The sequence below is a fragment of the Fulvimonas sp. R45 genome, assembly GCF_030504985.1.
Taxonomy (GTDB): domain Bacteria; phylum Pseudomonadota; class Gammaproteobacteria; order Xanthomonadales; family Rhodanobacteraceae; genus Rhodanobacter_A.
In genome coordinates this window covers 13,992-28,887 of the sequence record NZ_JASERU010000010.1, presented here as the reverse complement: position 1 = coordinate 28,887, position 14,896 = coordinate 13,992, and the positions used below count along the sequence as shown (strand labels likewise).

Below are 14,896 nucleotides of genomic sequence, written 5' to 3'. Positions count from 1 at the left end.
CGCGGGAAGACCGGTCCTGCTTGTGCGACGCGGGCGTCAGCCGGCGTCCTGGTGATGCCCCTCGCGGGGCGATGCGGCGATACCGTTCATGCGACGAGCGCGTCGCGTCGCTGGTGCAGGCGCTCGCGCAGCGCCGTGTGGAAGCCGAGCATGCGATCGGCGTGCCCGGGTTCGCCGGCGCGGCCGAGCAGCTCGTAGAGTTCGGCCACGGCGCAGGCGCGCTGGCCGGGGTCCAGCGAGCCGCCGACGAGGCCGATGTAGGACTGCAGCAGGCGCAGCGAAGCGGTGAGCAGGCGCGGGTCGATCGCCGTCGCGGCGGCGCCGCCGCCGGCCTGCATGCCGGCCGCCGCGACGGGGCGCTCCGGTGCGGAAGGCGGCGGGTCGGCCCGCATCGCGCCTTCGCCGGCGACCAGCCACAGCAGCGAGATGCCGAGCGTGCGGGCGATGATCACGCAGCGCTCGCGCGAGATGTCGCTGTGCCCGTCGCGCCAGTTGCGCACCGCGCCCTCCGAGAACCCGCAGCGCCGCGCGATCACGCTGGCGCCGCCCTCGGCCTTGATCAGCATGCGGATGCGCGAGGGCAGGTCGTGCGCGTGCTCGGGCGCGGCCGGCGGAGGCGACGCGGCGGTGGCGCCGCCCGGCGCGTCGTGCGCGGCATCGTTTCCGGGTGCCGGTGGATCGAGGCGCAGGACATCCCTGAAGCCGCCATTTCCTGCGGGATGCTGACGCAGCTGGTCGTCAAGCAGTGAAGCCGTGGTCGACATGCCGTTGCTCCGCGGTGGGGACGCGAGAAAACGATCGATGGGCTTGCCTGGCATGCGGGGACAGCCAGGCGTGCGGGACGAACGCGAAGAAAGCGACGGGTTGGCGCTTCTTGTTACGAATTCGTCGTCGGGGCATCGTAGGTATGCACGACGGCGCGTTACATAACCAATTGCCGGGCACCGGCCAAGGCCAATTCATGATCGACCGTGGTGGCCGGCGCAAACCGCGCCGTGGCGCGCTTGCGGCGTGCCGGCTTTCATCAGGCTTGCGAAAATGCGCGGCCGCTTAGGCCATCAGTCATGCATGTGCGCCGCACCTGCGGCGCCCCTGGACGCCGTGCGTTATTTCTTCGTCGCGCCTTCGCGATACGGACGTTCGCGCAGCCATTTGGTGGCGATCCATTTCTCGCCGCGCTGCACCGGCAGGCCGGCGTGCAGCGCGGCGCTGTCGCCGGTGCGGTAGGCGAAGCAGACGGCACCGCCGCGCTGTGCGGCGACGGTGAGGCCGAGTTCGGGGAAGGCGGTGCCGCCGCCCGCCTCGGGCGTGTTGAGGTACATCACCACGCTGGCCACGCGCTGGCCGCCGGTGGCGGTGATCGCGGCATAGCCGGGCTGTTCCGGGTCGAACCAGTCCTGGTGCGGCTCGTACTGCTGGCCGGGCAGGTAGTGCAGTACCTGCAGGCCTTCGCCGTGGTCCACCGGCACGCCCAGCAGGGCGGCGATGCGCGCCTCGATGTGGCGCACCAACGGCTGCTCGCCCAGCGCGAAGAACATGCCGTCGCTGGTGCGGTGCGCGTCGACCTGGTGGCCGCCGTGGCGGTCCACGGTGCGCGCGCGCTGCAGCCGCGGGCGCGCCAGTTCGATCAGGGCGCCGCATTCTTCCGCGTCGAGCAGGCCGTCGAAGACGCGCAGCGGCGGCACCTGCGCGGCGAGCATCACGCGCACGACGCGGTCGCCGCCATCCGCCAGCGGGCCGTCAGGCAGGCACGGCAGCGAAGCGCCGTCGTCGACAGCGGCGTCCTGCGCCGCCACCGCGGCCGGCGGGATGTCGAGCACCGCGGCGACGATGCGCCGGCTCTCGGGCGCCGGATAGCCGGTTTCGCGCATCAGTCGCAGCACCTCGGCCACGCCGTGGCCGGCGCGGGCGGTTTCGAGGATCCATTGGCGCAGTTCGGGACGGATCGGGGAACGGGGATGCATGGGGAGCGAAGCCTGCGGGTGGCCGGCCGGCGCATGGCGCCGGATGCGTGCGGTCAGCTTACTTCAGCGTCGCGCGCGGAAAAACCGCGCATGCCGCGTGCGGCCGGCCGGGCCGCGTCGGCGGTTCGCGGTCAGCCGGTTCCGGCCGGCACCGCGTCCAGGCATTCGCCGAACAGGCGCATCGCCTCGCGCAGTTCGGCGGCCGACAGGTTGCAGTAGCCGAGCAGCAGGCCTGGCCGGGCCGGTGGCGTGAAGTAATGTGGCGCGATGGGATGCAGGCCGAGGCCGCGGTCGTGCGCGTAGGCGACCAGCGCCTCGGCGCGTGCGTGGTCGTAGCCGTTCAGCCATGCCGTCACGTGCATGCCGGCCGGCGAATGCACGACCTGCACGCGTTCGCCGGCGTGGTGCTGCAGGCTGGCGATCAGCGCCTCGCGGCGGGCTTTCAGCTCCCTGCGCGCATGGCGCAGGTGCCGCTCGAAACCGCCGCATTCCATGAAATGCGCCAAGGCCGCCTGTTCGATGCCGGGCGAGGACATGTCGCTGAGGTACTTGGCGGCGTTGAAGTCGTCGCGGAGCGCCGCCGGCAGCACCATGTAGCCCATGCGCAGGGCGCCGAACAGGGTCTTGGAGAAGGTGCCCACGTAGATCACGCGGTCGCTCTCGTCCAGCGAGCGCAGCGCGGCCAGCGGGTGGCCGTCATAGCGCAGTTCGCCGTCGTAGTCGTCCTCGACGATCCAGCACGGCCTGTCCGCGGCGTAGCGCAACAGTTCGAGCCGGCGCGGAAGCGACATCACCCGACCCGTGGGGAACTGGTGCGAGGGAGTCACGCTGATCAGCTTCGGCGGCGCGTCCGGCAATTCGGCGCAGACCAGGCCGTCGTCGTCGGTGCGGACGGGATGAAGGCGGGCGCCATGCGCGGCCAGGACATGGCACGAGCCGAAGTAGTGCGGATCCTCCAGCGCCACGACGTCGCCCTCGTCGAGCAGCACGCGCGCGCACAGCGCATAGGCCTGCTGGGTACCGGTGACGATCAGCAGGTTCTCCGGCAGCGCGTGCACGCCGCGCCGGCGCGCCAGGTAGTCGCAGATCTGCTGGCGCAGGGCCAGCAGGCCCCACGAGCCGGTCACCTTCAGCGACGAGTAGGCGGCGGCGCGCGCCAGCTCCCGTCCCCATGCGGCGTTCAGGGCGGGGTTGGTCACCGGGTCGCCGTACAGCAGGTCGTAGCGAAGGCCGGCATGCATGCCCCCGATGCCGCGGTTGCGCAGCTTCCGGGCACGCTCCGCGTAGCGCGAGGCGGGGGGCGCGGTGGTGCTGACGGCAGGCTGCGGCGACGGCGCGAGCTGGAGGTGGGAAACGAAGCTGCCAGAGCCGACGCGGCCGTTGATGAAGCCCTCGGCGCGCAGCTGCTCGTAGGCGGCCAGCACGGTGGTGCGCGACACCTCGAGTTGCTGGGCCAGCTCGCGCGTGGCAGGCAGGCGCGTGCCGGCGGCCATGCGGCCGTCGAGGATCGCGCCCTTCAGGGCCCGGGTGAGCTGCGCGTACTGCGGTCCGATGCCGTCCATGTCGAGGAACATATCAGCGCCCCGGCGAATGCGCGGCGCGGTCGTGTGCGCGAAACACGCGGCGACCGGCGGGCGCGTGGACGTCGTGTTCGAGGGACATGCTCGCGCACTCTCGAGGGGAAGCCGGAGGGGGACGGCAGCGGCAAGAGTTTGCGCACAATGGCGACCGCGTATCAATCCCGGGCGGCGGGCGGTATCCGGGCGGGGACCCGGCAGCGCCGGCGCAGGGCGCCGGCGATCAGCGAGCCGACCGTGGCCGCCGGTGGAGCGGGGCGGCCGGGTGCGGCGACCGGGGGAAGTGGAGGACCCGCAGGCACACAGGCATCCCCGCGTTGTCCAGCCGGGGGTAGGTGACGTGCAGGCGCCTGATCGCCGCCTGCACGTTGACCGGGTCGTGTTCGAAGTCGCACTCCGGCGAGTGCACGCCCGTCACGCCAGGCCCTCGTTGTCCTTGTGGGCCTGGGGCCAATGCCCGACGTGCGGCATCGCGCGGGTGCGGTTGATGCAGGAACGGGCCGGGAAGCCAAAGTGGCGCCTGGTCCGCATCGTGCCTGGCCGATCCGCGGCCGGACGCGCGTCGCGTTGGTTCAGTAGTCGTAGGTGACCGACAGGCGCACCGTGCGCGGAGGCTGCCAGGCCTGGGCCTCTCCGTAGGAGTTGTTGATGGAGACGAGGTCGGGTGCCGGGGTCACGCCATCCGGACCCACGCCATTGTTGTAGGCCGACTCGCCGATCGCATCCGCCTGCAGCGCCCGTTGCTGGTCCAGTACGTTGAGGATGTCGAGGTTGATGCCCAGCCTGTGGTCGGCGAACGCCGGCATGTAGTGCACGCCCAGGTTGAGCTGCTCGGTCCACGGTGTGTGGCCGACCGAGCCCGGCGGGATGCGCACGCCATGGCACCAGTGGTAGTTGCCGCCGCCGCCGCCGTTGTAGCCGCTCGGGTCGCCGACGCCGTCCGGGCCGTAATAGCCAAGACATTCCTTCGGCATGCCGGACTGGGCCAGCAGCACGGCGGACACCAGCCACTCCGGCGTGATCTGGTAGGCGCCGCGGAAGCGGATCTGGTGCTTCCGGATGTTGGCCAGTTCACCGTACTGGCCGTCCATGAGCTGCCAGGAATCCCAGTCCTCGGTCTTGGAAACGTCCATCTGGCCGAAGTCGGAGCGCACCTGGCCCTCGGTATTGCCGAAGCCGCGGCTGAAGGTGTAGTCCACGCGGCCGTACCACCTGCCGTCGAATGGATGCTCCAGGTACAGGTCCAGCGAGCCGATCTTGCGTACGGCACCGCGCTGGAAGCCCCAGTCCTGCGGCGTCATCGGCACGAGCGTGTGGTTGCTGCCATCGTTGGAGACCACCAGGAAGGTGTTGGTTTTTCCCGGATTGAACAGGATGCAGGTACTCAGCGCCGTGGCGTTGGAATAGTCGTCCGGGTTGAGACCCATGCTGGTCATCTTCGCGTGAACGCGGCTGTTGTCGCATACGTCGTCGATCGCTGCCTTCAGGTCGCGCCACATCGCCTTGGCGCCGTAGACCCAGCCGTCGCCCAGCTTCTTGTCGAAGCCGGCGATGAACTCGTCCAGGTATTCCGGCTTCAGGTTGCGCGCGGCGACCTGCTTCGGGTCTTTCGGTAGACCGAATTCGCCGTCCGGCGAAGACACCACCGGCGCGACGTTGGGGTCGATGATCGGCGTGCCGTCCGGATTCACGCCGGTATAGGTGTATTTGGTGAGGATGAAGAACGAGCGGTTCGCCGCGCGCTCGGCCGCGTTGTCCGGCAGCGCCAGGTAGTAGCGGCCCGCGTTGCCGTAGACCTTGAACGAGGAATCGCCGAACACGTCCCAGCTCATGCCGATGCGGGGCTCCCACTGGTTCTTCTCGTCCACGAAGGCCTGGCCGAGATCGTTGTAGTTGGTGAAGTGCTCGTTGCGCACGCCGGCGTCCAGCAACAGGTCGGGCGTGATCTGCCAGGAGTCCTGCAGGTAGTAGGCCTTCTGGGTCATCGTCATGCTGGTCTGCTGGCCGATCTCGCGCTTGCGCACGATGTTGTTGGGGTAGTAGCGCCAGTAGTAGTCGACCTCCGGGTTGAACGGGTTCTGCTGGCTGACCCCCTGGTTGTGGGCCTCGTAGCTCATGTTGTCGATGCCGGCCGACAGGTCGTGGTTGCCCAGCTTGTAGTCGAAGTCCACACGCAGCCCGTGGGTGCCGTTGGTGGCGTGGTCCGAGTTCCAGCCGAGGTTGGTCTGGCTGTTGTGGGGAATGCCGGCGATCCCGAACGGGTTGTCGATGAACGGCAGCGGGCTGTGGTTGGCGTAGATGGTCGGATCCTGGAAGCGGGCCTTGCCGTACAGGATGCTGAGGGTGGCCGCGTCGGTGAGATAGCTGGTGAAGTGGCCGATGTAGAACTGGGCGTTGTCCTTGGCGACGTCGTTGTCCGTGATGAAGCCACCCGTCCTCAAGGTGTCGGTGTCGAACGCGTAGGTCGATCCGGCGCCGATGCTCTGGTTGTTCTTCAGCGCCGTCAGTTCGAGGATGTTGCTGTCGGTGATGTTCCAGTCCAGCTTGCCGTAGAACTTGGTGTCCTTGTCCCGGTTGTACTGGACCTGGCCGAGGTTCTTGGCCCGTACGTTGGTCGATTGCGTCCGGGTGGTCTCGGCCGCCAGGAACATGAACAGCTGGTCCTTGATCAGTGGCCCGCCGATATAGGCCGAGTAGACCGTCTCCCACGCCTTGTTGTCGTTGCGGTACTGGTTGAGCTTGCCCAGCAGGTTCGGGGCCGCGATCTGGTAGTGGGTCAGGCCGTCGATGCTGTTGGGGTTGGGGATGGCCGCCGGGATGGCCGGGTTGCCGTAGCGGTCGTTGACCGGACTGCTTTCGAGGAAGCGCGGTTGCCAGACCACCTGGCCGCCGAAATGCCATTCGTTGGTGCCGCGCTTGCCGAGCTGGTTGATCACGCCGCCGTCGGAACGGCCGTACTTGGCGCTGTAACCGCCGGTGAGCGTTTCCTGCTGGTCGATCGCGCCGTACGGCAGCTGGAAGCCGCCCATGTTTCGGTACGGCTCGCCGGTGGTGTAGCCGTTCACGTAGTAGGCGTTCTCGGAGACCGACGAGCCGCCGAACGCGACCAGGTTCATGGAACGGTTGCCCGGGCCCATGAAGAGGCCGCTGCCGGAAACCGTGCCTGGCGCCAGCAGGGCGATGGCTTCGGCGTTGCGGGCCACCGGCAGCTTGCGCAGGTCGGAGGCGGTGATGATGGTGCTGGAGCTGACGCTGGAGACGTCGATCGGCGGCATCGCGCTGGCGATCACCTGCACGGCGCCCAGGTTCTGGGCATGGGCCGCATCGGCGGCCGCGGCGAACGGCACCATGGTGCCGCTGGCGACGCTGACCGCCACGTTGCCGTGCGTGGCGATGGTCTGGCCGCCGCTGCGCAGGGTCACGGTATAGGTTCCCACCGGCAGCGACTTGATGGCGTACTGGCCGTCCGCGCCTACCGCCACCTCGCGGGTGACGCCCGAGGCGCTCCTGGCCATCACGGTCTCGCCGGACGCCGCCGGGGCGGTGCCGAAGATGCTGCCGGTCGTGGCCTGTGCGTGGACCGGGTTTCCCGCGCCCAGGCCGTACAGCCCCGACGCGGCCATCATGGCCAGGCTCAGGGCCGAAAAGGCCGGGCGCGGGCCGTGGCGGCGGTTTGCGACGTGCGTACTGCTGTTCATGCGACTCCCCTCTCGGTGAAATGTGAAATCGGATCCGCGCCGGCGGATCCAGACCGCCGGACATGCGGATATCTGCGGCAATGCACGTGTGTCCCGACGACGGCGCCGGACGGGGGCCACGCGCCCGGGCGCCATGCGTCCACGGCCCTCGCCCAGCTCACGCGATCAGGGCACGGTGATGGCCGCGCAGGAGGTCGCCGAGCGTGGTATGGAAGGCGACCAGGCGTTCGGCGTGTCCCGGTTCGCCGGCGCGCGCCAGCAGCCCGTAGAGTTCGACGAGCACGTCGGCCCGTCGTGGCGGGTCCAGCGAGCCGCCGGCCAAGCCGATGTACGACTGCAACAGGCGCAGGGAGGAAGCGAGCAGGCGCGAATCGACCGCCGGCGCGTGGGGCAGCGAGGCCGCCTCGGTGCCGACGGTATGAGCCGGCGAGATGGCGACGTCGGTCGCGGGTGGCTCCGTCCTCATCGCCCCCTCGCCGGAGACGAGCCAGAGCAGCGAGATGCCCAGGGCCTGTGCGATGACGACGCAGCGCTCGCGCGACATGTCGGTATGGCCGTCGCGCCAGTTGCGCACCGCGCCTTCGGAGACTCCGCAACGCCGCGCGAGGGCGCTGGCGCTGCCTTCGGCCTGGATCAGCAGGCGGATGCGTGCGGCCAGGCCGGGGGCGGCGCCCGCCGGCGCCTGCGACGGAGCCATGCGCACGTCGTCCGTGTACCGGCCATGCGCGGCGCCGGGCCGGCGCGGGGGATGTTCGAGGAATGAAGGGCGCGCATGGACCTTGCCATGCATGAAGTCCGCCGTCTTGCCGTTCCCGGCGGCGTGGCGGGACGGATTCACCTCGGGCGTTGCAGCCAGCGTGGGCATCGACCTTGCTCCGCGATCAGGGGGAGGGCAAGGGTCCGCCCGGGACTGGGGAGAGCCGCCGGCGGACCAGACGCTTGCATCCGGCAACGGGCGGCGTCGCCGTCAACCATTCGTTACGAAAGCGTCTGGCGGACAGCCTAGGCACGCGCGGAGATGCGATACATAGCCAATCCGCGCGAAAACGCTGGAGCCATTCGAAGAATGCTGCGAGGCGCGAACGGATGCCGCGGCGGGTACGTGCGGCACGGGCGCATGGTCGAGCCGCTCGGGCCTGTCAGTCATGCGGGCCGGCAAGGGAACCGCGGATGGGAAGGCACCCGCACGACGGGCGTGCCATGCGCGCGGCCTGGTCACCGGACCGGTCGACTTTGCGTTGATGCCGCACCTGGGCCATGACGGCCACCCTGGCGCGCCCTCGCGCGTCGCGTCCCAGAAACGGCGCGAGCCGGCACAGGGCCGGCTCGCGTGCGTTCCGGCAGTTCGCGGCTTACTTCAGCTTGTCCCACAGGAAGTCGTAGACCATGGCGTGCATGTGGGCGGACTGCCTGTTGTCCGCGCCGGCGCCGTGGCCGCCTTCCAGGTTCTCGTAGAACCACACGTTCGGGATGCCCATGCCTTCCATCTTCGCCGCCATCTTGCGCGCCTGCGCGGGGCCGACGCGGTCGTCGCTGGTGGTGGTGTAGAACAGCACCGGTGGATAACGCGTTTCCTTGTGCAGGTTCTGGTACGGCGAGAAGGTCTTGATGAAAGCCCACTGCTTCGGGTCGTCGGGGTTGCCGTATTCGGCGATCCACGAGGCGCCGGCGTCGAGGTGGATATAGCGCTTCATGTCGAGCAGCGGCACCTCGCAGGCGATGGCGCCGAACAGCTGCGGATACTGGGTGAGCATGTTGCCCATCAGCAGGCCGCCGTTGCTGCCGCCTTCGGCGCCGAGGTGCTTCGCCGAGGTGACGCCGCGCTTCACCAGGTCCTCGGCCACCGCGGCGAAGTCCTGGTAGGCCTTGGGCCGGTTGGCCTTCAGCGCGGCCTGGTGCCAGGCGGGACCGTATTCGCCGCCGCCGCGGATGTTGGCGATCACGTACACGCCGCCGCGCTCCAGCCAGGCGCGGCCGATGGAGCCGGAGTAGTGCGGCTGCAGCGAGATCTCGAAGCCGCCGTAGCCGTACAGCAGGGTGCGGTTCGAGCCGTCGGGCTTCAGGTCCTTCGGCGCGATCTCGAAGTAGGGCACGCGGGTACCGTCCTTCGAGGTGACGAAGTGCTGGCTCACGTTGAATTTCGAGGCGTCGAAGAACGCCGGCTCCTGCTTGAGCGTCTCGGCCCCGCCCTGGCCCAGCACGCCGCGTTCCAGCGAGGGCGGGGTGAGGAAGCCGGTGACGGTGAGCCAGTATTCGTCGCTGTGGTCGGGATCGGTGTCGACCACCGCCACCGTGCTCATCGCCGGCGCGCCCGGCATGGCCTCGCGCTGCCACGCGCCGGCGGCGGCGGGCGGCGTGAGCACGATCAGCCGGCTCTTCACGTCGTCCAGCACGTCGAGGATCAGGTGGTGTTGCGTCCACGCGTAGGACGACAGCGCGGTATGCGCGTCGGGCGTGAACAGCGCGGTGAAGTCGCGCTTGCCGGCCATGAAGTCGTCGAACTTCGTCGCCAGCAGCGCGCCGGACGGCCAGGTCTTGCCGCCCACCGTCCACGGCGAGCGCGTCTGCACCAGCAGCCACTGGCGGTGCGCGTCGAAGCCGGCGTCGCTGGGGATGTCCAGCTTCACCAGCTTGCCGTCGCGGCGCACGAAGTTCTCGGTGTGGAAGAAGTCCTTGACCACGGTGACGAAGTCGCGCTCGAAGCCGGGCGTGCGGTCGTGGTAGGCGCTCACCGTCATGTCGTCCGGTTTGCCCTCGTACACCGTGGCGGCGGCGGACAGCGGCGTGCCGCGCGTCCATTCCTTGACGATGCGCGGGTAGCTGGACCGGGTCATCGAGCCGGGGCCGAAGTCGGTGCCCACGTAGAGATGGTCCTGGTCGATCCAGCCGGCCTGGGTCTTGGCCACCGGCAGCCGGAAGCCGCCTTTCACGAAGGACTTCGACGGGATGTCGAACTCGCGCACCTCCACCGCGTCGCCGCCGTCGGGCGACAGCGAGAGCAGGCAGCGGTCGTAGGCGGGCTTGAGGCAGTCGCTGCCCTTGAACACCCAGCGCTTGCCCTCGGCCTTGTTCAGCGCGTCCACGTCCAGCAGCACCTCCCACTTCGGGTCGGCCTTGCGGTACTCGGCCAGCGTGGTGCGGCGCCAGACGCCGCGCGGGTGCGCCTTGTCCTGCCAGAAGTTGTACAGCCAGTCGCCCATGCGGCTGACGTAGGGGATGCGCGCGTCGGAATCGAGCACCTCGAGGATGCGGTCGCGCGTGCGGTCGAACCCGGCCGAGCTGGCGAAGGCCTTCTCGGTGATCGCGTTCTGCTGCTTCACCCAGTCCATCGCGCGCTCGCCGTGGGTGGCTTCCAGCCACAGGTAGGGGTCGTCGGTGGCGGCCTGCGCGCCGGTGGTCGCTGCGTGGGTCGGGGTCATGCCGCCCAGTGTGACGCCCAGCGCGAGCGCCAGCCAGAGGGATGTCTTGGAAATCATGTGAAGCTCCTTGTCGTGTGACCGGTCGCGGCGGAACCGGCAGTGTGGCCGCTGCACCGGGTGGCTGCCTGTGACTGAAGTCAGGGGTGCAAGGCGCGTGGCGGAAACGGAAAGCCCCGCGCTGTGCGGGGCTTCCGGGGCGGATCGGCGCGGCGCTCAGTGCAGCAGCGGGATGATCAGCAGCGCCACGATGTTGATGATCTTGATCAGCGGGTTCACCGCGGGGCCGGCGGTGTCCTTGTACGGGTCGCCCACGGTGTCGCCGGTGACCGCCGCCTTGTGCGCCTCCGAACCCTTGCCGCCGAAGTTGCCGTCCTCGATGTACTTCTTGGCGTTGTCCCAGGCGCCGCCGCCGGTGGTCATCGAGATCGCCACGAACAGGCCGGTGACGATGGTGCCGATCAGCACGCCGCCCAGCGCCTTCGGGCCCAGCACCAGGCCGACCAGGATCGGCACCACCACGGGCAGCAGCGAGGGGATGATCATCTCGCGGATCGCCGACTTCGTGAGCATGTCCACCGCCTTGTCGTACTGCGGCTTGCCGGTGCCCTGCATGATGCCGGCGATGTCGCGGAACTGGCGGCGCACTTCCTCCACCACCGCGCCGGCCGCGCGGCCCACCGCCTCCATCGCCATCGCGCCGAACAGGTAGGGCACCAGGCCGCCGATCAGGAGGCCGATGATCACCATGTGGTCGGACAGGTCGAAGGTGAACGTCTCGCCCGGGTGGCTCACCGCCAGGTTGTGCGTGTAGTCGGCGAACAGCACGAGCGCGGCGAGCGCCGCCGAGCCGATCGCGTAGCCCTTGGTCACCGCCTTGGTGGTGTTGCCCACCGCGTCGAGCGGGTCGGTGATGCCGCGCACCTCCTCCGGCAGCTCGGCCATCTCGGCGATGCCGCCGGCGTTGTCGGTGATCGGGCCGTAGGCGTCCAGCGCCACGATCATGCCGGTCATCGACAGCATCGCGGTCACCGCCACGGCGATGCCGTACAGGCCGCCCAGGGTGTACGCGCTCCAGATCGCGGCGCAGATCGCCAGCACCGGCCACGCGGTGGCCTTCATCGACACGCCGAGGCCGGCGATGATGTTGGTGCCGTGGCCGGTGGTGGACGCCTGCGCGATGTGCTTGACCGGCTTGTACTGCGTGCCGGTGTAGTACTCGGTGATCCACACGATCAGGCCGGTGAGCACCAGGCCGATCAGCGCGCAGCCGAACAGGGCGTTGCCGGCGATCGCGGCGTCGCCGCCGCTGAGTCCCTGCGGGAACAGCGCGCGGGTGATGAACCAGAACGCGATCGCCGCCAGCACCGCCGACACGATCACGCCCTTGTACAGCGCGCCCATGATCGAGCCGCCCTCGCGCACCTTGACGAAGAAGGTGCCGATGATCGAGGCGATGATCGAGGCTGCGCCCAGCACCAGCGGGTACAGCACCGCGTCGGGGTTGGCGGCGAAACTCAGCCCGCCCAGCAGCATGGTGGCGATCACCGTCACCGCGTAGGTCTCGAACAGGTCGGCCGCCATGCCGGCGCAGTCGCCCACGTTGTCGCCCACGTTGTCGGCGATCACCGCGGGGTTGCGCGGGTCGTCCTCGGGGATACCGGCTTCCACCTTGCCGACCAGGTCGGCGCCGACGTCGGCGCCCTTGGTGAAGATGCCGCCCCCCAGGCGCGCGAAGATCGAGATCAGCGAGGAACCGAACGCCAGCCCCACCAGTGCGTGCAGCGCGGCCTCGCCGGTGTAGCCGAAGTGCGGCAGCAGCATGAAGTAGCCCGCCACGCCCAGCAGCGCCAGGCCCACCACCAGCAGGCCGGTGATCGCGCCGCCGCGGAACGCCACGTCCATCGCGGCGCGCATGCCGCCGCGCGCCGCTTCGGCGGTGCGCACGTTGGCGCGCACCGACACGTTCATGCCGATGTAGCCGGTGGCGCCGGAAAGGACTGCGCCGATGGCGAAGCCGATCGCCGTGGCCCAGTTGAGGAAGAACCCGATCAGCACGAGCAGCACCACGCCGGCGATGGCGATGGTCCCGTACTGGCGGTTGAGGTAGGCGCGCGCGCCCTCCTGGATCGCCGCGGCGATCTGTTGCATGCGTTCGTTGCCGGCCGGTCTGGCCAGCACCCAGCGCGCCGAGATCACCCCGTACAGGATCGCCACGACCGCACAAGCCAACGCGATCCACAAGCCGTATTGCTGCAGCATCGGTGCCTCCCCATGAGTTGTGACGGCCGCCCGGAAGGGGCGGCCGTCCCGAGTATAGGCAGACCTTGCCGCATGGCCTGTTGTGCGGCGCAACGCCGGACGGCGCGGACACGAAAAAGGCGGCGCCCGCCGGGCGCCGCCTGGATGGTGCGGGAAGCGGCTCAGTGCGTGACGATGTCCAGGATCAACCCGGTAGCGATCGCCACCAGCAGATAGTCGCCGGCGTCGCCGCGCACCCAGTGGTAGCCGCGCGGCGGCGGGGCCAGGTCGTAGTAGCGGTAGTCGCGCACCACGTAGACCGGGCCGTCGTAGCGGTGGCCGCGTTCCCAGTGGCGCCAGCGCTCCTGGTGGCGCCAGCCCAGGTGGCGGCCGTTGTCGTGATGGTCGTAGCGGCCATGGTCGCCATGGCCGTGGTCGTAATGGCCATGGCGGTCGTGGTCATGCCCGTGGCCATGACCATGGTCTTGATCCGGCGTGGCCAGCGCCAGGTTGCCGACGCCGCACAGGGCCAGGGCAAGGCACAGGTTGCGTAGCGTCTTGTTCATGGGGACCTCCGACGATGGGCCGGCATGGTGCCAGCGCGACCAGCGTAGAAATGTGCGCCTGAACGGTGATTCGCCGTCACGGGGGTGTTTTCACGTACCAGTCAGCCAGCTTCGTCAAGGCGTGAATGCGGGCAGCTTTTTCGCCACCGCTACGTTCTGCAGCCGCACGTAGGCCGGCAGCCCGTCCTTGCCGTTGGGCGGCGGCGCCTCGCCCCGGATCAGCGGCGACAGGTAGCGCCGCGCGGCGGCGGTGATGCCGAAGCCGTCGCGGCGGATGAAGCTCCTGGGCAGCTTCTTCTCGTGGTTGGCGATCTTCGCCAGCGGCGCCGGCTCGATCTTCCAGCGGTAGGGCGCGTCGGACGTGCGCACGATCGCCGGCATCACCGCGTTCATGCCGGCCAGTGCGTAGTCCACCGCGGCCCTGCCTACCGCGTAGGCCTGCTCGGCATCCACCTTCGAGGCGAGGTGGCGGGCCGAGCGCTGCAGGTAGTCCGGCAGCGCCCAGTGCACCTTGTAGCCCAGCCGGCCCTTCACCAGCGCGGCCAGGGTGGGCGCCACGCCGCCGAGCTGCACGTGGCCGAAGGCGTCGCGGGTGCCGGCGTCGGCCAGGAACTGCCCGGCGGCATTGCGGATGCCCTCGGATGCCACCACGGTGCACCAGCCCACGCGCTCCACCGTGGCCTTCACCTTCGCGAGGAAGGCGGCCTCGTCGAACACGTTCTCGGGGAACAGGATCAGGTGCGGCGGCGCGTCCGCGCCCTCGCCGGCCAGGCCCGCGGCGGCGGCGATCCAGCCGGCGTGGCGACCCATCACCTCCAGGATGAACACCTTGGTCGAGGTGTCGGCCATCGAGGCCACGTCGAGACTGGCCTCCAGCGTGGAGACGGCGGTGTACTTCGCCACCGAGCCGAAGCCCGGGCAGCAATCGGTGACGGCGAGGTCGTTGTCCACCGTCTTCGGCACGCCGATGCAGCGCAGGTCGTAGCCCATCGCCTTGCCCAGCCGCGAGAGCTTCAGCGCGGTGTCGGCCGAATCGTTGCCGCCGTTGTAGAGGAACCAGCGGATGTCGTGCGCGCGCAGCACCTCGATCAGCCGCGCGTACTCGGCGCGGTTGGCTTCCAGCGACTTCAGCTTGTAGCGGCAGCTGCCGAACGCGCCGCCGGGGGTGTGGCGCAGCGCCGTGATGGCGGCCTTGGATTCCTTCGAGGTATCGATCAGTTCCTCGCGCAGCGCGCCGAGGATGCCGTTGCGCGCGGCGTACACCTGCACGCCCCGTGCCCGGGCGGCCTCGATCACTCCGGCGGCGCTGGCGTTGATCACGGCGGTGACGCCGCCGGACTGGGCGTACAGCAGCTTGCCTGGGGCGGGGCGGCGGGTCGGCATGGCGGGTCTCCTGGCGGGGTGCGCGCGTGGGCGGGCGGGCACGGCGCAGGC

General features: G+C 69.6%; 9 protein-coding genes. All 9 read right to left on the bottom strand.

From position 1 onward, the window contains the following. Positions 1-86: 86 nt before the first annotated feature. A complete protein-coding gene (locus tag QMK61_RS10660; RefSeq protein ID WP_302072184.1) occupies positions 87-764 on the bottom strand; it encodes a YdaS family helix-turn-helix protein in 678 nt (225 codons plus the stop codon). 342 nt (positions 765-1,106) lie between these two features. Further along, entirely contained in the window at positions 1,107-1,964 is an 858-nt protein-coding gene (locus QMK61_RS10655; RefSeq protein WP_302072183.1) for a 2OG-Fe(II) oxygenase, read from the bottom strand. A gap of 131 nt (positions 1,965-2,095) precedes the next feature. Further along, a complete protein-coding gene (locus tag QMK61_RS10650) occupies positions 2,096-3,538 on the bottom strand; it encodes a PLP-dependent aminotransferase family protein (RefSeq protein WP_302072182.1) in 1,443 nt (480 codons plus the stop codon). A 575-nt stretch (positions 3,539-4,113) separates the two neighbouring features. Next, complete coding sequence (locus tag QMK61_RS10645) at positions 4,114-7,239, bottom strand: TonB-dependent receptor (RefSeq protein ID WP_302072181.1); 3,126 nt, start codon at positions 7,237-7,239, stop codon at positions 4,114-4,116. Positions 7,240-7,396: 157 nt separating this feature from the next. Then, positions 7,397-8,104 (bottom strand): YdaS family helix-turn-helix protein, encoded by a 708-nt coding sequence (locus tag QMK61_RS10640; RefSeq protein WP_302072180.1) that lies wholly within the window; start codon positions 8,102-8,104, stop codon positions 7,397-7,399. Between the two features lie 487 nt (positions 8,105-8,591). Beyond that, the gene (locus tag QMK61_RS10635) at positions 8,592-10,658 is read right to left on the bottom strand and encodes a prolyl oligopeptidase family serine peptidase (RefSeq protein WP_302072269.1); all 2,067 of its coding nucleotides are present in this window, start codon (positions 10,656-10,658) and stop codon (positions 8,592-8,594) included. 213 nt (positions 10,659-10,871) lie between these two features. Then, complete coding sequence (locus tag QMK61_RS10630; RefSeq protein WP_302072179.1) at positions 10,872-12,917, bottom strand: sodium-translocating pyrophosphatase; 2,046 nt, start codon at positions 12,915-12,917, stop codon at positions 10,872-10,874. Positions 12,918-13,078: 161 nt separating this feature from the next. Beyond that, on the bottom strand, positions 13,079-13,462 hold the full coding sequence (locus QMK61_RS10625; RefSeq protein WP_302072178.1) for an RcnB family protein: 384 nt from the start codon (positions 13,460-13,462) through the stop codon (positions 13,079-13,081). A 114-nt stretch (positions 13,463-13,576) separates the two neighbouring features. After that, the gene (locus QMK61_RS10620; protein WP_302072177.1) at positions 13,577-14,845 is read right to left on the bottom strand and encodes a 6-phosphofructokinase; all 1,269 of its coding nucleotides are present in this window, start codon (positions 14,843-14,845) and stop codon (positions 13,577-13,579) included. Between the last annotated feature and the right edge of the window lie 51 nt (positions 14,846-14,896).